Source organism: Dyadobacter soli, assembly GCF_900101885.1.
GTDB lineage: Bacteria > Bacteroidota > Bacteroidia > Cytophagales > Spirosomataceae > Dyadobacter > Dyadobacter soli.
Window position 1 is genome coordinate 94,693 of sequence record NZ_FNAN01000026.1, and the last position, 21,113, is coordinate 115,805.

Below are 21,113 nucleotides of genomic sequence, written 5' to 3' on the forward strand. Positions count from 1 at the left end.
ATGATGTTAAAAATGTATTACTAAATGTCAATATACTGTTAAAAATTGAAAATTGACCGTCAAAATTGGTAATATTTTTATAATTAATATAAATCAAATAGTGGTTACAAAATATTTAATCTTCGAAAAGTCTTATTATGCAATCGTTTGCAACCGTCATTTTTTCTTGGAAAGAATCAATCCATTTACGGTATACGCATCAAGCTGAGGGAGAGAAAATTTGCAACTCAAAGTGTATTTTTGTGGTTAACTGAATTACAGCTTCATTAACAGACTAACTCACAAACTATCATCAGGACTTTGGAATATTTAAATGGCCTTGAAGTGGCAGAACAGGACCTCATCGAGGTACAAGGCGCCCGCGAACACAATCTCAAAAACATCGACGTAGCTATCCCACGCAACAAACTCGTGGTAGTGACCGGTATCAGCGGCAGCGGCAAGTCGTCGCTCGCATTCGATACCATCTATGCGGAAGGCCAGCGCAGGTACATGGAAAGTTTCTCTTCCTACGCGCGCGGCTTCATCGGTGAAATGGAACGGCCGGATGTAGATAAGATCAGCGGCCTTTCGCCGGTGATCAGCATCGAGCAAAAGACGACTTCACGCAACCCGCGCTCGACCGTGGGCACGGTAACGGAAATCTACGACTTCCTGCGCCTGCTCTACGCACGTGCGGGCGAGGCGTACTCGTACGTGACGGGTCGGCGGATGATCAAGCAATCGCAGGACCAGATCGTGAACCAGCTCATGACCCAGTTTTTGGGACAAAAAATCGTGTTGCTGGCGCCGGCGGTGAAAGGCCGGAAAGGGCATTACCGCGAGCTTTTCGTGCAGATCGCCCGGTTAGGATATACCAAAGTCCGCGTCGACGGGGAGGTGCAGGACATTATGCCCAAAATGCAGCTCGACCGTTACAAGGTCCACGACATCGAAATTGTGATTGATCGTGTGATTCCCAAAAAGGAAGAAGAAGATTCGCAGTCGCGGTACCGGATGAGCCAGTCGGTGGCGACGGCCATTAAGCAGGGTAAGGGCGCATTGATGGTGCTGGATGCGAAAGGCAATACCTATTATTTCTCTCAAAACCTGATGGACCCGGAGTCGGGGATCAGCTACGACGATCCCGCCCCGAATGCATTCTCGTTCAACTCGCCGTACGGCTGGTGCCCTACCTGCCAGGGCCTGGGCATTATCGAGGAGATTACAGAGGATTCGATCATCCCCGACAAATCGCTGAGCATTAGTCGCGGAGGTATCGCGCCGATGGGCGAGTACCGCGAGGCGTGGATATTCAAGCAATTGGAGGTTTTACTTAAGAAATACAAAATCACACTTACGACCCCGCTCGAAAAATTCCCCGAGGAAGCATTGAAGCTTGTGCTTTACGGGAGCGAAGAGGCTGTTCCGGTGCCATCGAAGAAATATCCGGGCACCGAATGGGAAACCAAGTTCGACGGGATCATCAACTTTTTGAAAAGACAGCAGGAGTCGGGTAACGAGAAGATTCAGGATTGGCTGAAAGATTTCATGGTAACCCAAACCTGCCCCGAATGCAAAGGCAAGCGCCTGCGGAAGGAGTCGTTGCATTTTAAAATAGATAAAAAAGACATTGCCGAGCTCGCCGACAGCGATATCCGCGAGCTGGCCGAATGGCTGGTAGGCCTCGAAGACCGCCTGGAAGAAAAGCAGCGCGTGATCGGCCACGAGGTATTGAAAGAGATCCGTAAGCGCGTAGGGTTTATGCTCGATGTAGGATTGGATTACCTGACCTTGAACCGCGCATTGCGGACATTGTCAGGAGGTGAAGCACAGCGTATTCGCCTCGCGACACAGATTGGGACGCAGCTGACGGGCGTACTCTATATTATGGATGAGCCGAGCATCGGCCTACACCAGCGCGACAATGTCCGGCTCATCAACTCCCTGAAAAGCCTCCGCGACCTCGGTAACACGGTTCTCGTGGTGGAGCACGACAAGGACATGATGCTCGCCTCCGATTACATTCTCGACATTGGTCCGGGTGCCGGTCGTCATGGCGGAAGCGTTGTAGGAGCCGGTACTCCGGAGAAATTTCTGCAAAATGGCTCGCTAACAGCGGATTATCTTGCTGGCAGAGAGGCGATCGAGGTTCCGAAAAAGCGCCGGAAAGGCAAAGGCGAATCCATTACGCTGAAAGGTTGTACAGGGCATAACCTCAAAAACGTCTCCGTTTCGATTCCGCTGGGAACGATGATCTGCGTCACCGGCGTGAGCGGCAGCGGTAAATCGTCGCTGATCCACGAAACGCTGTTTCCGCTATTGAACCAGCATTTTTACAAATCGAGGAGGGAGCCGCTTCCTTACAAATCCATTGAGGGACTCGAATTTATCGATAAGGTGATCGAGGTAGACCAGTCGCCCATTGGCCGGACACCGCGCTCGAACCCGGCGACTTATACCAATCTCTTCACGGACATTCGTACGCTTTTCGCGGAGCTGCCCGAGGCGAAAATCCGTGGTTATAAGCCTGGGCGCTTCTCATTCAATGTGAAAGGCGGTCGTTGCGAGGATTGCGAAGGCGCGGGTATGAAGAAAATCGAAATGGACTTCCTGCCCGATGTGCACGTGAACTGTGAAACCTGCAAAGGCAAACGTTTCAACCGCGAAACATTGGAAGTGCGTTTCAAAGGCAAATCCATCGCGGATATATTGGATATGACTGTGGAATCCGCATTGGAATTCTTCGAAAATCAGCCGAGACTGTTGCGCAAAGTTCAGACTTTGAATGATGTCGGTTTGGGCTACATTACCCTCGGCCAGCATGCCACTACATTATCAGGCGGTGAAGCGCAGCGTGTGAAGTTGTCGGAAGAATTATCAAAACGCGACACCGGTAAGACCTTGTACATTCTCGACGAACCTACCACCGGTTTGCATTTTCAGGACATTCGCCATTTGCTGAATGTGTTGAACAAACTGGTGGAAAAAGGAAATACAGTCCTCATTATCGAACATAACCTGGATGTGATCAAGGTCGCGGACTACATTATCGACGTTGGTCCCGAAGGCGGTGCCATGGGAGGCCGCATTATCGCGGAAGGAACGCCGGAGAAGGTAGCAAAAGTGAAAGGTAGTTTTACCGGTTACTTCCTAAAAGAGGAATTAAAATAATAGCATTCCTGGCATAGAAAAACACCCTGCACTACTCGAAATGCAGGGTGTTTTTCTATTTAACGTATTTCTATTTTATCCCAGAATGGTAAGGATTCCGACTTGTCGGGATAGGTGAGCCGGGCTTCATAAGAACCGGAAGGAAGGTCGGCGGGAATGGCATATTGCCCGAAGTAAGCCTTGAAGCTGCCGTCCGCGTAGGATGGATCTGCCTTCGCGACAGCCTTGATCGTGATAGTTTTTCCGGCGTTTTTAAGTTGTAAATCAGGTAGTTCCTGGTAGGGGTCGAAGGCGGCGTACATTCTGCCGAGAACTGCCGGGAACGGATTCACGTAGATGGGCTGGCCTTTTTCAGCGACTATCCTTTTGATCTTGGCATGGATGGCACCGTTGATGACGTAGTCATTCTGTATAACCCAAACGTGACCGATCGCCTTCTCCGTCTCGTTTCGGGCAATGACGCGCACCAGCGATTTAATCAGCGTGTCGTTTTCAAAAATATTCACTTTGTAAGACCCGTCGGGAATGCTCGACGGAATGGTGCAATTGAGCACGGCGGTGTCGCCGAAAGTTGCAGGGAACTTAACGGCATTCGAGAGAAAATCGCTCTCTATCGTTACTTCGTATCGGGATTTTGCGGAAAATCCTGCGCCCGTGATAGTGGTTGCCTTTCCAACCGGCGCCGCCGTAAGCAGCAGACTTTCCGCGAACAAATACACCGACGACCGGATGACTGGCAGAAGCTTCCTGTTTCTGGCCAGCTCGTAGCTTTTGTCGCCGTACCGGAGCACCACGCCCAGCTGATTGGATTTTTCAAATTGACTGGCATTTTCAAAATAAATCGCGTTGAGCCACGTGCCTCCCGGAATTTCTTTACCACTACCCCCGTCGGTGAGTGAGGCCGTTAGTTTCATTTCTGCGCCAGGGCTTTCCGGAACTGTCCCAATGCCGGTGAGGAGGTTGCACGAAATCCCCAATCCACCGGAATTTGAAAGTCGGAATTCTTCGTCGCCGTCGATCGTAGCCTTTAATGGGCCGGAGTGTTTTACGTAAAATTCGTAGGATTTGGTGTGCCCGGTAGCCGTGGTGATTGGCAGATTTAATGGCAGTTTGTTCTTATAGGCAAAGGCAATCAACGATTTCGAGGTCGTATTGCTCCATTCGAGGCGGGTGCCGGGATATAGTTTAAATTGAATGCCGATTTCATCGGCTGAGTAATTCGCCTGAAGGGTAATCTGGTATACTCGTCGTGCAGAGTCGAATTCGATTTTTTCTGCGCCCTGAATTTCGATGTTTTGAATGAATGTCGGATCGGTCAGCGGAGTGACTACGATTTCTTCCGGCTCGGGGCCTGGCGTGTCCTTTTCTTTTTTCTTACATGCGACGAAAATCGCCGTCGAGACGAAAAACAGTAGGAGCAGTTTTTTCATGAAAATAATGTGTTAATGGCTGATAGATCGGTAATCGGCCATTAATGTACACAAAATTCACTTTCAGTTACATCCACTTGCTCAAAAACTGGTTGAATGCCTCCTTGTACTGATCACTCACAGGAATGGACGTCGCGCCGATTTGAATGGTATTCCGGGTCACGGCGCTGATCTTGTCGAGGTTTACAATGAACGACCGGTGTACACGCATGAACTTGGAAGGCGGTAATTTTTCTTCCAGGGCTTTCAGGCTCGTGAGGGAAAGGATCGGTTTCGGGTCGGATTTGAGGTGGACTTTGACGTAATCTTTGAGTCCCTCCGTGTACAAAATGTCATCGTAGGCGATCCGTACCAGCTGGTATTCCACTTTCAGGAACAGGTACTCGTCCTTAGGTTCCGAAGAACCGGCCGACGAGGCCTTTTGCACCAGCTCCACGTATGCCTGCGCTTTCGATGCGGCACGGAGGAACTCTTCGTAGTTAAAGGGTTTTAGGAGATAGTCAATGGCGTCTACGCGAAAACCATCGAGTGCGTATTGGTTGAATGCGGTTGTAAAAATGATCCTCGGTGCCTTGCTTCCGGCTTTTTCAAGCACCCTTGCGAGTTCGATACCCGTCAGGTCCGGCATTTGAATATCCAGAAAAATGACGTCGATAGGCTTGCTGTTGATCACCTGTAATGCTTCGACAGCGCTGGAATAGCGGCCTGCCAGGTTCAGAAACGGCGTTTTTTCAATAAAAGCACAAACCAGTCCGAGCGCCAGCGGCTCGTCGTCGACGGCAATGCATTCCAATGTCACGCTCATGCCGTTTCCAGTTCCAGGTGTACTTCAAATTCCCGTTCCTCTTTATTCTCGTTTACTTCCAGCTGGTACTTGCCGGGATAAAGCAGGTCGAGGCGGCGCTGGGTGTTGGCAAGGCCGATGCCGTTGCTTTCGTCCAGAATGGCCCTTTTGTCGGTAAAGAGTGTGTTTTTTACTTCTACAAAAATCTTGTGGCCTTCCTGGCGGATCTGAATGTCGATCCGGCTCGGCTGTACGGCGCTTACGCCGTGTTTGAATGCATTTTCGATAAAGGGTAGGAATAGCATTGGGGCAATGGAAACGTCGTGAAGCGGATTAGGCGGGTCGAGGTGCACGGTTACCTTATCGGTCAGGCGCAGCTGCATCAGTTGAATATAATCCTGTGCAAATGCGATTTCCTGGCTCAGCAGCACGGTTCCGTGCTGGGTTTCGTACAACACGTAGCGCATCATACGCGAGAGCTTGTGCAATGCTTCACGCGCGGCTTCCACGTCGATCACAGTGAGTGCATAAATGTTATTCAGGGTATTGAAAAAGAAATGCGGGTTGATTTGCGCTTTCAGGAACGAGAGCTCGGAGTTGATCTTCTCCTTTTCAAGGTTCTGACGGTACTGCTTGTCGAGCTGGGCAGTGCGCACGGCTGCGACGCTGGTGCTGAGCCCGATGATCATCAATGCAGTCAGCAATGCAAAGTAATCGAGGCGGTCGTGGCGTTTTTTATCGCCATTCGTTTCGCGGGCCAGTTTGAATGCACGGTCCATTTGCTCGCCGTGGTTGATCGCGATCTTCACCTGCTCAGTAATCACGGCCAGCATTACCACCGACACGATATTGAAGAGAATAAACCGCGAGTACTTGTTTTTGGCAAGGAATTTGGGGAACCAGATATAATAGTTGAGATAGAATATCGTGATGAGCAGCGAGAACAAAACGGCCTGTTTTACCCAGAAGCTCACAGGGAATTCAATCTGCCAGCTCAGGGGTTGCCACATCAAGAATAAAGCCAGAAAACTCCATCCAAGTAAATGGAGGAATAACGGGGGGTATTTCCGGGCAACACGCGTATCCATTTAGCAATTAGTTAGTTTCAATGTGATTTGAACGCAACACATCACTGCAATCTTACGCGGAATTTATGAAATCACCTATTTCAATCGATCAAACTACCCCCAAATACCGACCGGCGGCTCATCGCAATCTATCAACAGCCTTCTGAGATGGAGCACACGGAATTGTCTGTCATTTACAGGGATATATCGTCCGAAAGTGCCCTTTGATCGGTACATCTTTCCTATCCATCTATTCCTTTTTTTTCACCGGATTATACCTTGTTATTTTGAAATTCGAAAAGTACACTTTTAAAACCCAAACCATGAAACTTGTTTTACATCTAACATTCCTGGCTGTGTTCTCAGGGCTTACGTCAGCGGCATTCGCCCAGTTTCCGGGCGGAGGAGGCGGTGGCGGAGGATTCCGTGGCGGTGGAGGCGATTCACGCGGCGGCGGTAACAGGCCGCAGCGGCAGACGGTCATTCCGGGAACGGCAGAAGACACTCCTAAGGGTAATGGAAAGATCACGGGCGTGCTCGTGGATTCGACTTCCAAAAAGCCGGTAGAATTTGCAGCACTATCCCTGGTCGATACCAAAACCAACAATCCGATCGATGGTACCACCACCGACGAAAAAGGTGAATTTACGCTCACAAAAGTCGCGTCGGGCAACTTCAAGATCCTGATTTCCTTCATCGGTTATAAAACCAAGACCATCAATAATGTAAAGATTGACCGCAAGACGGAACTGAATATGGGTACGGTGGTACTCGTGCCGGATGTGGTGCAGCTCAATGAAGTCGAAGTGGTAGGGATGGCCCAGATGATCGAAGAGAAGGTCGACAGGCTGGTTTACAATGCAGAAAAAGACATTACCAGCAAAGGTGGCGATGCTTCCGATGTGATGAAAAAGGTACCGATGCTGACCGTCGACCTCGACGGCAACGTCTCGCTCCGCGGTAGCTCCAACGTGCGCGTGCTGATTAACAACAAGCCTTCGACCATTATCGCCACCAGTGTGGCCGACGCATTGAAGCAGATTCCCGCGGATATGATCAAATCGGTGGAGGTGATTACCTCGCCATCGGCGCGCTACGACGCGGAAGGTTCGGCGGGTATTATCAATATCATTACCAAAAAGAGCACCATTCAGGGTGGTACACTCAACCTCGACACCGGTATTGGTAACCGCGGCTCAAACCTGGGCTTGCGCGGTAATTACCGGATAGGTAAAATGGGTTTCAGTCTCGGCGGTTTCGGACGTTTCAACTACAATATGCCGGGTAAATCGGAGAATACACAGGTCGGAAAGCTGAGCAATTTCAGCACTCTTCAGACCAGTGATTCCAAAAACAAGATGGCATTCGGCTCGTATAACTTCGGCTGGGATTGGGAGATTGATGCTAAAACTTCGTTGTCGGCCGGTGTGCGTTATGGAATGCGTAACAACAAAGTCGATCAGGAGCTTTACACTTATAATACTGTAAACGATACCACCCGCACCAGCTTCCGCGACGTGAACAGCAAGGATCTTTCGGGTACGTGGGATGTGAATGTGGATTATATGAAAACCCTGGGCAAAGCCGGGCAGGAGCTGAGCATTTCGACGCAGTACAGCCGTAACAACCGTACCAACGACTACGATGCGGATGTGTATTCGCTCAGCAATGCGCAATTGAAAGAATTATTGGGTGCAACAGGCAACAACAACAGCAGCCACAATCAGGAAAGCACCGTCCAGATCGATTACCAGACGCCTATCAAGGAAAACCAGATGCTGGAATTCGGTGGTAAGGGCATTTTCCGCCAGGTTGTGAGTAATTTTGATTATTACAGCCAAATCGGCCAGGCGCAACCAGCCAGCAATCTGAACTACGACCAGAATGTGGCTGCCGGATATTTATCCTATACTTACACTACAAAAAGCAGGTTTACCGTGAAAGCCGGTACACGTTACGAGTACACAAGCATCGACGCGCAGCAAGGCGAATCGGGCGATTTGAAACTGCCGGCATATGGTAACCTCGTGCCGAGCATTAACCTTTCGCAAACTTTCGGAAAAGGGCAGACCATTAAACTGGCCTACAACCGCCGCCTGCAACGTCCGGGTATCCAGTTCCTGAACCCGAACGAGAATGCGGCCAATCCGCAGAACATCACCAAGGGTAACCCTAACCTGAAACCTGAGCTGACCGACCAGGTCGAATTGGGTACGAGCTTTTTCAAGAACTCGCTGTACATCAACGTATCGACATTCGCGCGCTTCACCAACAGCTCGATCGAAAGCATCCGTACCACCAGTGATGACGGTGTGATCACGACCACTTACGGCAACATCGGCTCGAAGAAGAATTACGGTGCTAATATTTTCGGTAACGTGACATTCTTCAAAAGATGGCAACTGGGTGGCGGTTTCGACTTCTACTATGCCGACCTCTCGAACAACAGTCCTAATCCTGCATTGCAGAACTCCAACAGCGGTTTCGTACTGAGCGGCCGGATGCGTACCAGCCTCACCATTAAAAACGGCTGGGGCTTGCAGGCGGGCGGATTTATGCGTGGACGCGACGTGCAGCTGCAAGGCACGCAAGCCGGTTTCCGGATGTATGACTTCGGTATCCGCAAGGATTTCGCCAACAAGCGCGGCAGCATCGGCTTCGCAATGGAGAACTTCCTGGCACCTTCGTTCAAAATGAAAACAAGCCTGGAATCAAGTACATTCATCCAAAACAATACCAATTACCTGTATAACCGCGGTTTCCGTGTGAACTTCTCTTACCGCTTCGGTAAAATGACGTTCGTGGAGCAAAAACCACGCAGACGGAAATCCGTAAACAACGACGACCAGAAATCAGACGGCGGCGGCGGTATGGATACCGGTGGTGGCGGCGGTGGTGCACAAGGCGGTGCGCAAACTCCGGCGGTCACACCGGCAGCAGGCGGCCGCGGCAATGGTGGCCAGGGAGCCGGTCGGCAGGGAATGGGCCGCCCGCAAGGTGCGGTAGCGGACAGCACAGCTCGTCCGGCACGCCAGGGAGGGTTCCCGGGTCAGCCAGGTGCACGCCCGGATTCGACTATGAAACGCGATTCGACGCAATTCAGACCGGATTCTACCCGTGTGCGTCCCGACAGCAGCACCGTGAAACCGGATAGCACTGCCCGTCCGGCGGTACCCGCGGATTCATCTGCATTGCCAGTGAAGCCAGCTACCCCGGCTGATACTACCAAGAAAGATTAACAGAACACCATAAACTGAGAAGCCCGGCTGATTTCAACCGGGCTTCTTTCGTTTTATCGCATTACTATAAAGAGCTGTTCTGCTGCTTAATGCTTGCCAGAATGCGGTCGGCACCTGCTGCGAGCAGCTCTTCGGCCAATGCGGTTCCGAGCTCCTGCGGGAATGCGTGCCCTCCGCTTTCGGCTTTGCGGATCAGTTCCGTACCGTCGAGGCTGATAATGCCGCCGGTCATGTGAATTTCCTCGTCATGTAACGTTGCCATACCGAATACCGGAATGCTGCAACCGCCTTGGAGGCGTTTCAGGAATGCCCTTTCGGCCAGCAGGCAGGTTTCGGTATGTTCGTGGTTGAGGAGTTCTCTCAGTTTGCCTTTCTTTTCCGTATCGAGCGAAACGGCGCACTCAATGGCCACGCTGCCCTGGCCTACTGCCGGGGTGAATTCGTCGAGCAGCAAATGCTCGGCAATTTTGTCGTCGTACTCCATGCGGTGTACGCCTGCGTAGGCGAGCAGAAGCGCGTCGCATTGGCCTTCTTCCAGCTTGCGGAGGCGCGTTTGCAGGTTACCACGCATACCTACGGTTTTGATATGTGGGTAATAGTGTTTCAAAACAGCCACCCGCCGTGTCGACGACGTTCCTACCGTAAACGACTCACCGCTTTTCAATGACAATGTGGTATCGTGGCTTACGAGCACGTCGTTCGCGTGTTCGCGTTCGGTGAATGCGATGATTTCGAATGCGTCGTCCAGATGTGATTGAAGGTCTTTTGCGCTGTGCACCGCAATATCGATGCCGCCGCTGCGGAGCTGGTCTTCCAGTTCTTCCGTAAAAACGCCTTTACTGCCAATTTTAGAAAGCGACCGGTCGAGGATCTTGTCGCCTTTTGTTTCAATGATAACGATCTCCGTTTCAATACCGCCCTGTTGCAAAAGCGCTTCAACATAATATGCCTGCCAAAGTGCCAGCTTGCTCCCGCGGGTTCCTATTTTTATATGCATGGTTGTTTGTACAATGTAAAGCCGGATGTTAATAGGCCTGTATTAAAATCTCCGCCGGAATGTTAAGTTTTTCATTTAGCCTACGGATCATACTCAAATTTAATTTTCGTTTGCCGGAAAGGATTTCTGATTTACGGGATCGGTAACCGAGGATTTCCGACAACTCTTTTTCTGAAATGCCCATTTGCTCCAACCGGAACCGTATCGCTTCCAGCGGGTTGGGTTTTGGAACTGGGAAATGCACGTTTTCGTACTCTTTCACCAAAATGGAGAGTACTTCCAGTTCGTCGGCTTCCTCAGAATCCGGCTTGATATCAGATTGCATCAGATCATAAATGCGAGCCAGATAGCTTTGGTACTGCTCGTTACTTTTAATGGGCCCGATCATAGTAATGTCTGTATAGCAATAATGCGCATCGTTCGAACAAAGATAGATAATTTGTTACCATTTTGGTAACGTTATTTTTCTTGTGGAACGTTGGATTAAAGCAGTTTCTGAACGCTGCCATCGGAGTGCGAAATTATGGAGATACAGGCAAATCTGCCAGTGATAGATTGCGGATTTCCCCGTAAATTAACCCGATCAAAATCAGCACCATGGAAAACAGAGGCCTTATTTTCATTCCGGATATCAGCGGTTTTACGCAGTTTATGCATGAAATCGAGATTGAACATGGCCGCCAGATTATCCAGGAGCTGCTCGAAACACTTGTGAATGCGAACCAGATCGGTTTGGAGATTTCGGAAATTGAAGGGGATGCGATCCTTTTCTTCAAATTCGGGAAGGCGCCGGAGCTGGAAACGTTGTATAAGCAGGTGGAGCGGATGTTCTGTGACTTTCATAAATACCTGATTGCCTATGATAACCGCAGGTTCTGTCAATGCAAGTCCTGCATTTCGGCTGTTAACCTCACATTGAAAGTGGTGGCGCATTATGGCGAGTTTACGACGTATCAGGTCAAAAATTTCAGGAAACTGATCGGAAAGGACATCATAGTCGCGCACCAGTTGCTGAAAAACGACATCGACCAGCACGAATACTGGCTGGTAACCCAGAATCTGCTGAACGGACAAAATCCGGATGGTTTTACGGAATGGATGCAATGGTACCCAGGCTCCAAAACGACTGAAAATGAGCAGATACCGTTTCAATACACACAGATCGGCGCGTTGAAGGATAGCATTCCGCGTTACGAACCGCCATTGTTGGAGCCCAGGGAGAAAGTGAAAATGCTTTCCGTTTCCAGGGAATATGATGCAGCTATTAAAAAGATGTTCTTCACTGCCGGCCACCTCGAATTGCGTCACCGCTGGCAGGATGGCCTGATATCCATCGAAGAACTTGACCATTTCCTCCCGGGTATCGGCTCGCGCCACAGGCGTACGCGCGAGGACGGCGAAACGATCATGTATGCCAGCGGCTTCTCCTATGATCCCGAATCCCGGATCGTTTTCAGCGAATCCGACGAAAAGCTCACCAATACGCTCTATTTTGTGCTGGAAAAACTGGCCGAAAACCGTACGCGCCTCAGTTTGGAATACTATATCAAAAACGACCCGCTGAAACAGCTTGCGTTCCGTCTATTTAAAAAGGACAAAATGGAAGCCACCTACAAAAAATCACTAGCTAACCTGGAAAAGTTACTCCCAGAAATCACAGTACCAGTAGATTTCTAATGACAACTTTTTACATTCACTAATCGCTCCGGCGACCCGGTCAATCATTCAATCATTCAATCATTCAATCATCGCTCCGGCGACCCGGTGAATCATTCAAAATTATACCCCAACGGTATCGCCCTCATCCGTCACAATTTTGTCTTCAATGTAAGAGACGATCATCGATGCAATGTCGATGCCGCTTACTTCTTCGATTCCCCGCAATCCCGGTGAAGAATTGACTTCCATCACCAACGGCCCGCGCTCGGATTGGAGCATATCGACGCCCGCGATTTTCACACCCAAGGCCTTGGCGGCAGCAATAGCGGTATGCTCCTCTTCCGGTGATAGCTCGATGATACAGCCGGAGCCACCCCGGTGGAGATTGGAACGGAAATCCCCCTCGGCACCCTGACGTTTCATGGAGGCGATTACTTTGTTACCTATCACAAATGCGCGGATATCGGCACCTTTGGATTCCGCCACATATTCCTGGATCAGGAAGTTGGCCCTCAGGCCGTAGAATGCTTCAATGGTAGATTTCGCGGCTTTGATCGTCTCCGCGAGCACGACGCCCACGCCCTGGGTGCCTTCCAGCAGTTTGATAATCACCGGCGGGCCGCCTACCATGTGGATGAGCTCGTTGACCTGCGCGGGATTTTTGGCAAAAACCGTCTTTGGAATGTCGATACCCGCTTTCGCGAGCACCTGCATGCTGCGCAGTTTGTCGCGCGAGCGCAGGATGGCCTGCGATTTCACGGTCGTAAAAATCTTCATGAGTTCGAGCTGGCGCACTACGGCGCACCCGAATGCATTCACCGACGTGCCAATGCGCGGAATGACGGCGTCGATGCCGGTAATGGGTTTCCCCTTATACACGACCGTCGGCTTGCCGCCTTCGATCATGACAAAGCATTTGACGTGGTCGATTACAACCGCTTCGTGGCCCTTTTGTTTGATTGCCTCCACCAGACGCCTGGTTGAATACAGGTCCGGATTGGTGGATAATACGGCGATTTTCATAAAAATGTTTTTAGAAAATGTGGAGGTCGGCCAGGGTCGGAGACCGTGCCCGGGGGTTTAGTTCTGAGGTAGTTTTTGGGAACGAGTAGTTGGTGTCAGCGAATGCCTTGCTGCCGACAGGTTCTTTTGTGACACATCCACGATGAACCTGTTTTTGAGCAGTTTTCGCCCGAGTAGTATGGGGTAACTCATTTTCTGCCGGTTAGCCAGCGAAAATTCGGTACGTATTTTCCGTCCAAAAAGCCGGATCGGGGTTTTGATTACAAATCGTTTTTCTTCTTTCCCGAAGGAATTCCGTATGACGGTTTCCTTGAATTCGGTTACTATAAAGAAATGTTGAGGTGCCCCGCGCTTGGCGTCCAGGTAAACGTGGAGCTCTTTGCTTCCTTCTTTTTCCACCAGTTTCACGCGGGAACAATGGATGGCCGAAGTGGCCGCGCCCGAGTCCACACGAACCGGCACATGATGCCAGCCCAATTCCGGTAAATCCGCAATATCGGTCGCGCCGATAATTTCCAAAGGACGTTTCATCTGCGCTGGAAAAACTGGGCGAGCGTCAGCGACAGGTCCAGAAACACCATTTTGGCCCGCACATTGCGTTCGATGTGGTAATAGGCCGTATTCACTTCCCCGATCATCCGTTCCAGCGACTCGAAATTGACAGTTTTGGAAAAATTCTGCACGAAAGTAAGCTCTTCCTGCGGAACACGCAAAAGCTGGCCCGCGCCATGGCTCCACACGAGCATATCTCTGAACAACCTTAATGCATATTCGAGCAGGCCTTTTTGTTTTTCCTTACTCATTACATCATAGCCGTCGGCAAGTTTGACCAAATGCGCCACGTCAAATTTGTAGGACGATCGCATCCAGTCCGCGAACCACGTGGAGCGGTCATCCTGCTCTTCCTGAACGAGTTTCAATGCTTCGGCCATGTTACCGTCGGACAGGAATGCAATCTGACCGGCGACCGGGTCGCTCACTTCCTGTTGTTTCAGGTAGCCTTTAATTTCCGCATCCGTGAATGCGGGAATCGTAATGCGCTGCGTCCGCGAGATGATTGTAGTCAGTAATTTATCCGATTGGTCACTTACCAAAAGGAACAAAGTTTTTTCTGGCGGTTCTTCCAAAATCTTCAAAATGGCATTCGAAGATGCCGCATTCATGATGTCTGGCTTCCAGATGAGCAGGATTTTGTACTCGCCTTCGTACGCTTTCACCGACAGTTTCCGCAATATCCCCCGCGCTTCTTCCACCGAAATGTTGCCCTGCTTGTTGTCCGCGCCGATGTGGTCGAGCCAGTCGGGGAGGACGCGGTAGGGGTTATCCAGTAAAAACGAGCGCCAGAGTGGCAGAAATGCTTCGCTGGTTTTACCATCGACCTTTTTGGAAGTGGCAATGGGAAATATGAAATGGAAATCGGGGTGGATGAGCTTGCTCATCTTCGCGCACGACGCGCAGGTTCCGCAAGCATCTTCCTCGTTCCGGTTTTCACAGTTAATATAGGTAGAGAATGCCAGCGCCATAGCCAGGCCTGCGCCACCCGTGGAATAATCGAAGAGCTGGGCATGGGCCAGGTGGCTGTTCCGGACCGAGCGCCGCAATGTCGCTTTGATATTTTCAAGTCCCGGAATATCTCTGAAAAGCACGGTTTAAATCAATTAATAAATGGGTAAATGCTTACTGGCTGCGCTGGGTTTGGGTATTTTCAAAAACAGCACGCATTATATCTTCTTCCGTTTGTCCGAATGCGACTCCCCGGCGGCTCACGGTATCTTTCGCCACTGCCACGGCTTTGTCGAACCGATATTCGCAATAACCTTCGGCCGCGCCGCCCCATGAGAAGGAGGGCGCATGCTTGGCCTGGAACCCTGCGCCGAATACATTCACACTTACGCCGACAATCGTCCCGGTGTTGAACATGGTCGAAATTCCTGCCTTGGAATAATCGCCCATCATCAGTCCGCAGAAGATTAAACCGGTGTCTGCCAATGCATTAGTCGCATAGCTATGTAGTTTTACATTGCCGTGGTCGTTTTTCAGGTTGGAATTATTGGTATTAGCCCCGAGGTTACACCATTCTCCCAGCACCGAATTGCCCAGGTAGCCGTCATGACCCTTGTTGCTATAACCAAACACCACGCAATTGCTCACTTCTCCACCGACTTTGGACGACGGGCCTACCGTGGTATTCGGCCTGATCTTCGTTCCTTGTGCCAAAACGCCGTTTTCGCCGATCGCAAATGGTCCCTGGATCATAGAACCTTCCTGAATCAAAGCGTTTTTGCCAATATAAATAGGACCGTTCTCGGCATTCAGGATGGATGCTTTGATTACCGCTCCTTCCTCAATAAACACATTTTCCGGCTTATAGCAATGCGTGAAAGGATCAGTGATCGGCGCTGTTTTCCGTACGGAAACAATGCGTTCGTAATCGGCTCTGATCTGCGCGCCGTTCTGCCCGAAAATGTCCCACACATGGCGGATCATCGTGAGAGGCTCTTCATAGGTAACCACCGAAAGCCCATTTGTCCCGTCCGATGCATTCCAGGATGCATGCGTACGCACGGCGAGTACTTCGCCTTCCTTTGAAACGAGTGCATTGCCGTACGGTAATCCTTTTACGATCCCTGTCAAATGCTCATCCGGGCACAATGCGCCGTTGATGTACAGGTTGTCGTCGGAAGTATGCTGCGGGAATTTCTTTGAGAGATAGGTTTCGGTTTGGTACGAAACTGTGGAATGGCACCTGTCGGCCCATTTTTCAGCCAGTGTGTGAATGCCGCACCGAATGCCGGCGACTGGTCTGGTGTATGTAAAAGGTAAAAGCTGGATTCTAATCTTTGGATCGTCGAACAGAATAATATCGGGCATAAATTAATTCGTATGTGCGGGCCAAAGTTCGGGCATTTTATTGGTTACGGCAAAAAAAGAAGCAGTCTCCCGAGCATATTTGTCGGGAGACTGCCACAGTATTTTTTGTTCCTCCTGCTGTGTTCGACCACGCAGGAAAAAGCCCATGCGTCGCTTATTTTCCGTAACGCTTTCTGAACTTGTCAACGCGACCAGCTGTGTCAACCAGTACGTTTTTACCAGTGTAGAAAGGGTGTGACTGAGACGAAACCTCGACTTTGTACACAGGGTAAGTTTTACCGTCTTCCATTGTAACGTTCTCGGAAGTTTCTATGGTAGAGCGAGTAATGAATTTAAAGTCGCTTGATAGATCCCAGAAAACTACCTCTCTGTAATTGGGATGAATATCTTTTTTCATTGGTATATGGTATTATATGTTTCTATACGATTTTCAAAACGGATTGCAAAAGTAAAAAATCCTGATCTGTAAATCAAGTATTGAAACGCTATCTTTTTTAATATTAATGCAATACGGCGAAAATTAACGCGCTAGACTTCACTTAGTTGCTGTTTAAGCACTTCGACGCCGCGTTTGGCCTCCTTTTCGAAATCGGTATACACGAAGCATTCGATCGACAGCCCGCCTTTGTAGCCGATCTTCTTCAATGCACCCAGGTACGCCCTGAAATCGTCGCCCTTCACACCCGGCGGCGTCCGTTTTTCCTTCTCCGCAATGTGGCAATGCACGATATGCTTGCCATATTTCACGATCTCCGAGGCCGGCTCGTCCTCCTTTAACATATGATATATATCGCAAAGCAGCTTCACGCGCGGGCTCTTCACAGCATCCACGATCTCGACGCCCTCGGCCAGGCTGTTGATAAAATTGGTTTCCCCGCGGTTCAGCGGCTCCACGGCGATGGTAACCCCGTATTTTTCGGCCATTGGTGCCATTTTTTGGGTTAATTCAATGTGCTGCGCCTTCGCTTTTGCCTTATCGAAGCCGTCGGGTATGATTCTTGAAGCACCACTACCAAATACCACAAACTGGGAGCCGCATTCCTTGGCGCGTTTCAGGACGGTCTCCGTTCTTTGAAGGATCGCCTCGTGATTTGCTTCGGGTCCAAGGGTTTTCAGGCTCGCTGGTAACAGGATTACATAGGATTTGATAGGGAAATGCTCGGTTTTGAGGTGTTCAAGGTTTTTCTCATAACCGGCGTCGCCGCCTTCGGGGATGAGGAAGCCGGCGACGGATTCTTCAATATACGCACACCCCGATTTGCGTAAAAAGTCCGCTTTATCGTAAGCCGCATACACACCCAATGGAATACTGTAAGCCGCGTTTCCGGCAGCTTTGGCCATGGCTTCGGTAAGCGACCCGCCCAATGCGAGGCCCGCCACCATCCCGGAGGTCGTTTTAAGGAATGTCCGCCTGTCGGCCTGTTCGATAATCGTGCTCATAATTATATTGTTTAGCGTCTGTCAGTTGAAAATTTGTGACGGAATGTTGAACTATTAATTTTACAAAGTTTACAAGTTTAGATTTATTCTAAATAGTTAATAACTTTTAAAGTATTGATTTTCAATGTTTATCTTAAAATACCTAAGATTTCTGCTGAAAAAATTTGAAAAAAAGTTTGCAAATTTTTGAATCTCATTTTGTGAAAAAAATTTTCTCAGATTTCAATTTCCGGAAACATCTGGTTATTAGTTTCTTAACAATTTGGTAACTTGTACTATGACGATAAACCCGGTTTTTGTAGCGAAATACTGATTGCGTTTGTGATTAATTTAATGTTATTTCAAGAGATTTTTAGAGTGCACCTCCGAGTACAATCCCAACAATATACATCACTAACGTTCTATTAAACACCACATTACTTATGTCTATGTATGTCATAAAGCGTGACGGTCGCCGCGAATCCGTGAAATTCGACAAGGTGACTGCCCGCATAGAGAAACTGAGCTACGGCCTGGACTCTGCTTACGTCCAACCCGTGGAAGTAGCCAAGAAGGTTGTATCCGGCATTTACGATGGCGTTACCACCGCCGAGCTGGATAACCTCGCTGCCGAAACCGCCGCTTCCATGACCACCAAGCACCCGGATTATGCGATCCTGGCTGCCCGCGTCGCTATCTCGAACCTCCATAAGAACACATTGAAGTCGTTTTCGGCTACAATGAAGCGTCTTTATACATATATAGATTCCAAAACCGGCGAAAATGCATCGTTGATTTCCAAGGAAGTTTACGAGGTAATCCGCCAGCACGCATCGCTACTCGACTCTACTATTATATATGACCGCGACTATTCCTACGATTATTTCGGCTATAAAACCCTCGAAAAGTCGTATTTACTGAAAGTTGAAGGGAAAATTGTCGAGCGCCCGCAGCATATGCTCATGCGCGTTGCGATCGGAATCCACCAGGAGGACGTGCAGGCGGCAATTGAAACCTACCATTTGCTTTCGGAAAAATGGTTTACCCATGCGACGCCTACGCTATTCAATGCAGGTACGCCGAAGCCGCAAATGTCGTCATGCTTCCTGCTGACGATGAAGGAGGACAGCATCAATGGTATTTATGATACCCTCAAAAACTGTGCATTGATTTCGCAGTCTGCCGGCGGTATCGGTTTGAGCATTCACGACGTCCGCGCGACAGGTACTTATATTAAAGGAACCAATGGACAATCGAACGGTATCGTTCCGATGCTCCGCGTGTTCAACGACACTGCACGTTACGTGGATCAGGGAGGCGGCAAGCGCAAAGGTTCTTTTGCTATATATATAGAACCCTGGCATTCGGATATCTTCGATTTCCTGGATTTGAAAAAGAACCACGGGAAAGAAGAGCAGCGTGCGCGCGACCTTTTCTATGCATTGTGGATTCCGGATTTGTTCATGAAGCGCGTGGAAGCGAACGACACCTGGTCGTTGTTCTGTCCGCACGAATGCCCAGGCTTGGCGGATACGCATAGCGAAGAATTCGAAAAACTGTACGAGCAATACGAGCGCGAAGGCAAAGCGCGTAAGACTATCAAGGCGCAAGACCTTTGGTTCGCGATCATGGAATCGCAGATCGAGACAGGTACGCCATATATGTTGTATAAGGACCATGCGAACAGCAAGTCCAACCAGCAGAATCTGGGTACCATCAAATCTTCAAACCTTTGTACGGAGATCATCGAGTACACGGCGCCCGACGAAGTAGCGGTTTGTAACCTTGCTTCCATTGCATTGCCGAAGTTCGTAGAGCAGGGCGCAGACGGTTTCATGCATTTCGATCACAAGAAGCTGTATGAAATCACGAAAGTGGTAACGCGCAACCTGAACAAGATCATCGACCTGAACTTCTATCCGGTTCCCGAAGCCGAGAAGAGCAACAAGCGCCACCGCCCGATCGGTATCGGCGTGCAAGGCTTGGCCGATGCATTCTGTATGATGCGCATGCCATTCGACTCCGACGAGGCACGCCAGCTGAACAAAGACATTTTCGAGACGATCTATTACGGGTCTATGGAATCGTCGATGGAGCTTGCCATGCAGCACGGCCCATACGAAACCTGGGCAGGCAGCCCGATCTCACAGGGAACATTCCAGTTTGATATGTGGGGTGTGACGCCGGACAGCAAGCGCTGGAACTGGGAGAAGCTGCGGAAAGAAGTGGTACAAAACGGTGTGCGCAACTCGTTGCTCCTCGCGCCGATGCCAACTGCCTCTACCAGCCAAATCCTCGGTAACAATGAATGCTTCGAGCCGTTCACATCTAATATATATGTACGAAGGGTATTGTCGGGTGAATTCGTGGTGGTGAACAAGTATCTGCTCAAAGACCTCGTAAGACTTGGCCTGTGGAGTGAGGAAATGAAAAACAACCTCGTTCGCGCCAGCGGATCGGTACAGGCCATTCCAAACATCCCGCAAAACATCAAAGATCTCTATAAAACGGCGTGGGAGATTAAGCAGCGCAGCCTGCTCGATATGTCGGCCGACAGGGGTGCATTCATTTGCCAGTCGCAGTCGCTGAATATCTTCATGGAAGAAGCGAACTTCGGTAAACTGACATCCATGCACTTCTACGCCTGGAAAAAGGGCCTCAAAACCGGTATGTATTACCTGCGTACCCGTGCGGCTTCCGATCCGGTGCAGTTCACCGTCAGCAAACAGGCCGAGCCGCAACTGGAGCCGGCAATCGCTGTGGTGGCCGAGAAGGAGCTCAACTACGCGCAATACGCGGAGGAGCATACCAAGCCCGTAGCGCCGCGCGATAATCGCTCGGATATGCAATGCTCGCTGGATGATCCGGAGGGTTGCGAGGCTTGCGGATCGTAATTAAGGTTAAAATCGCAATAGCGAAAAGGTGTCTGGCCATAGGTCGGGCACCTTTTTCGTTTTCCGACGGTGGTGCGGGTAATGCATTACAGGTTTGTGTTGTATTAATAAATGGAAAAATTGGACGCCTGTGAATCGGTTTTCGGCCACTTGGAACAGGGCAAGAAATGGAAGCGAAAAAACTTCAAACTTTTTTCAGGATGTAGCTTTTTCTTTATCAACCGGTTATGTATTTCTGCTCAAAAAGTTTTAAAAATATTTGCGACTGGTGCTTGCATGTTAAAAATAAACCTCCCACTTTTGCACTCCCAATCGGGAACAACGGCAGCGAAAACGATCGCCGCCACGAGTTTCGGGAAGTCCGAAGCAACGTTCTTTGACATGATGAAGAGAGCAAAAAGATAGGTTCGTTAGAAACATTGATCTACTTTTTCGGAAGTAAGATTACAACAACATTTACAATGGAGAGTTTGATCCTGGCTCAGGATGAACGCTAGCGGCAGGCTTAATACATGCAAGGCGAAGGGGCAGCAATGTCACTGTCGTACGGGTGCGTAACGCGTATGCAACCTACCTA

General features: G+C 49.8%; 16 protein-coding genes and 1 rRNA gene. 6 read left to right on the plus strand and 11 right to left on the minus strand.

All coding sequences use genetic code 11. From position 1 onward, the window contains the following. Positions 1 to 300 precede the first annotated feature (300 nt). Positions 301 to 3,153: an excinuclease ABC subunit UvrA gene (gene uvrA / locus BLQ88_RS32430; protein ID WP_090157181.1), complete on the plus strand. Its 2,853-nt coding sequence runs from the start codon at positions 301 to 303 to the stop codon at positions 3,151 to 3,153. Positions 3,154 to 3,212: 59 nt separating this feature from the next. Here the strand turns inward: uvrA and BLQ88_RS32435 are convergent, their stop codons facing one another. From BLQ88_RS32435 to BLQ88_RS32445, 3 genes are all read right to left on the minus strand, one after another. Then, positions 3,213 to 4,583 (minus strand): hypothetical protein, encoded by a 1,371-nt coding sequence (locus BLQ88_RS32435; RefSeq protein ID WP_090157182.1) that lies wholly within the window; start codon positions 4,581 to 4,583, stop codon positions 3,213 to 3,215. Between the two features lie 67 nt (positions 4,584 to 4,650). Further along, positions 4,651 to 5,382 carry a LytR/AlgR family response regulator transcription factor gene (locus BLQ88_RS32440; RefSeq protein WP_090157203.1) on the minus strand — a complete coding sequence of 244 codons (732 nt, stop codon included), beginning with the start codon at positions 5,380 to 5,382 and terminating at the stop codon, positions 4,651 to 4,653. Between the two features lie 2 nt (positions 5,383 to 5,384). Continuing rightward, positions 5,385 to 6,377: a sensor histidine kinase gene (locus tag BLQ88_RS32445; protein ID WP_229212962.1), complete on the minus strand. Its 993-nt coding sequence runs from the start codon at positions 6,375 to 6,377 to the stop codon at positions 5,385 to 5,387. A gap of 380 nt (positions 6,378 to 6,757) precedes the next feature. On the opposite strand from BLQ88_RS32445, the gene BLQ88_RS32450 reads away from it, so the two are divergent. Then, on the plus strand, positions 6,758 to 9,673 hold the full coding sequence (locus tag BLQ88_RS32450; RefSeq protein ID WP_090157204.1) for a TonB-dependent receptor: 2,916 nt from the start codon (positions 6,758 to 6,760) through the stop codon (positions 9,671 to 9,673). Positions 9,674 to 9,737: 64 nt separating this feature from the next. On the opposite strand, the gene hemC is transcribed toward BLQ88_RS32450, so the two are convergent. Both hemC and BLQ88_RS32460 read right to left on the minus strand, forming a co-directional pair. Continuing rightward, positions 9,738 to 10,670, minus strand: a complete 933-nt coding sequence (gene hemC, locus BLQ88_RS32455) for a hydroxymethylbilane synthase (RefSeq protein WP_090157184.1) — start codon at positions 10,668 to 10,670, stop codon at positions 9,738 to 9,740. A 28-nt stretch (positions 10,671 to 10,698) separates the two neighbouring features. Beyond that, positions 10,699 to 11,058, minus strand: a complete 360-nt coding sequence (locus tag BLQ88_RS32460; protein WP_090157185.1) for a helix-turn-helix domain-containing protein — start codon at positions 11,056 to 11,058, stop codon at positions 10,699 to 10,701. Between the two features lie 209 nt (positions 11,059 to 11,267). On the opposite strand from BLQ88_RS32460, the gene BLQ88_RS32465 reads away from it, so the two are divergent. Further along, on the plus strand, positions 11,268 to 12,347 hold the full coding sequence (locus BLQ88_RS32465; protein WP_090157186.1) for a DUF2652 domain-containing protein: 1,080 nt from the start codon (positions 11,268 to 11,270) through the stop codon (positions 12,345 to 12,347). Between the two features lie 102 nt (positions 12,348 to 12,449). Here BLQ88_RS32465 and rimK read toward each other — a convergent pair whose 3' ends face one another. The 6 genes from rimK to BLQ88_RS32495 all read right to left on the minus strand — a co-directional run bounded on the left by rimK (position 12,450) and on the right by BLQ88_RS32495 (position 17,663). Next, positions 12,450 to 13,352, minus strand: coding sequence for a 30S ribosomal protein S6--L-glutamate ligase (gene rimK / locus BLQ88_RS32470; protein ID WP_090157187.1), 903 nt, complete (start codon positions 13,350 to 13,352; stop codon positions 12,450 to 12,452). Positions 13,353 to 13,409: 57 nt separating this feature from the next. Then, the gene (locus tag BLQ88_RS32475; protein ID WP_090157188.1) at positions 13,410 to 13,883 is read right to left on the minus strand and encodes an ATP-dependent zinc protease family protein; all 474 of its coding nucleotides are present in this window, start codon (positions 13,881 to 13,883) and stop codon (positions 13,410 to 13,412) included. Then, positions 13,880 to 14,998, minus strand: a complete 1,119-nt coding sequence (locus BLQ88_RS32480) for a DNA polymerase III subunit (RefSeq protein WP_090157189.1) — start codon at positions 14,996 to 14,998, stop codon at positions 13,880 to 13,882. The genes BLQ88_RS32475 and BLQ88_RS32480 overlap by 4 nt, the downstream gene beginning before the upstream one ends. A 31-nt stretch (positions 14,999 to 15,029) precedes the next feature. Further along, positions 15,030 to 16,223, minus strand: coding sequence for a putative sugar nucleotidyl transferase (locus tag BLQ88_RS32485; RefSeq protein ID WP_090157190.1), 1,194 nt, complete (start codon positions 16,221 to 16,223; stop codon positions 15,030 to 15,032). Positions 16,224 to 16,377: 154 nt separating this feature from the next. Further along, a complete protein-coding gene (locus BLQ88_RS32490; protein WP_090157191.1) occupies positions 16,378 to 16,620 on the minus strand; it encodes a type B 50S ribosomal protein L31 in 243 nt (80 codons plus the stop codon). 131 nt (positions 16,621 to 16,751) lie between these two features. Next, positions 16,752 to 17,663, minus strand: a complete 912-nt coding sequence (locus BLQ88_RS32495; RefSeq protein WP_090157192.1) for a sugar phosphate isomerase/epimerase family protein — start codon at positions 17,661 to 17,663, stop codon at positions 16,752 to 16,754. Positions 17,664 to 18,091: 428 nt separating this feature from the next. Between BLQ88_RS32495 and BLQ88_RS32500 the strand changes: the two genes are divergently transcribed. From BLQ88_RS32500 to BLQ88_RS32510, 3 genes are all read left to right on the plus strand, one after another. Then, positions 18,092 to 20,536 carry a ribonucleoside-diphosphate reductase subunit alpha gene (locus BLQ88_RS32500; RefSeq protein WP_090157193.1) on the plus strand — a complete coding sequence of 815 codons (2,445 nt, stop codon included), beginning with the start codon at positions 18,092 to 18,094 and terminating at the stop codon, positions 20,534 to 20,536. Positions 20,537 to 20,647: 111 nt separating this feature from the next. Further along, the gene (locus BLQ88_RS32505; protein ID WP_090157194.1) at positions 20,648 to 20,941 is read left to right on the plus strand and encodes a hypothetical protein; all 294 of its coding nucleotides are present in this window, start codon (positions 20,648 to 20,650) and stop codon (positions 20,939 to 20,941) included. A gap of 53 nt (positions 20,942 to 20,994) precedes the next feature. Further along, positions 20,995 to 21,113, plus strand: a 16S ribosomal RNA gene (locus tag BLQ88_RS32510); the annotation flags it as partial.

What these genes read in the sequence shown, in the direction of transcription:
- BLQ88_RS32435 (WP_090157182.1), bottom strand. Translation starts at nt 4,583, where the DNA reads ATGAAAAAACTGCTCCTACTGTTTTTCGTCTCGACGGCGATTTTCGTC.
- BLQ88_RS32445 (WP_229212962.1), bottom strand. Translation starts at nt 6,377, where the DNA reads ATGTGGCAACCCCTGAGCTGGCAGATTGAATTCCCTGTGAGCTTCTGG.
- BLQ88_RS32450 (WP_090157204.1), top strand. Translation starts at nt 6,758, where the DNA reads ATGAAACTTGTTTTACATCTAACATTCCTGGCTGTGTTCTCAGGGCTT.
- hemC (WP_090157184.1), bottom strand. Translation starts at nt 10,670, where the DNA reads ATGCATATAAAAATAGGAACCCGCGGGAGCAAGCTGGCACTTTGGCAG.
- BLQ88_RS32460 (WP_090157185.1), bottom strand. Translation starts at nt 11,058, where the DNA reads ATGATCGGGCCCATTAAAAGTAACGAGCAGTACCAAAGCTATCTGGCT.
- BLQ88_RS32465 (WP_090157186.1), top strand. Translation starts at nt 11,268, where the DNA reads ATGGAAAACAGAGGCCTTATTTTCATTCCGGATATCAGCGGTTTTACG.
- rimK (WP_090157187.1), bottom strand. Translation starts at nt 13,352, where the DNA reads ATGAAAATCGCCGTATTATCCACCAATCCGGACCTGTATTCAACCAGG.
- BLQ88_RS32475 (WP_090157188.1), bottom strand. Translation starts at nt 13,883, where the DNA reads ATGAAACGTCCTTTGGAAATTATCGGCGCGACCGATATTGCGGATTTA.
- BLQ88_RS32485 (WP_090157190.1), bottom strand. Translation starts at nt 16,223, where the DNA reads ATGCCCGATATTATTCTGTTCGACGATCCAAAGATTAGAATCCAGCTT.
- BLQ88_RS32490 (WP_090157191.1), bottom strand. Translation starts at nt 16,620, where the DNA reads ATGAAAAAAGATATTCATCCCAATTACAGAGAGGTAGTTTTCTGGGAT.
- BLQ88_RS32495 (WP_090157192.1), bottom strand. Translation starts at nt 17,663, where the DNA reads ATGAGCACGATTATCGAACAGGCCGACAGGCGGACATTCCTTAAAACG.
- BLQ88_RS32500 (WP_090157193.1), top strand. Translation starts at nt 18,092, where the DNA reads ATGTATGTCATAAAGCGTGACGGTCGCCGCGAATCCGTGAAATTCGAC.
- BLQ88_RS32505 (WP_090157194.1), top strand. Translation starts at nt 20,648, where the DNA reads ATGGAAAAATTGGACGCCTGTGAATCGGTTTTCGGCCACTTGGAACAG.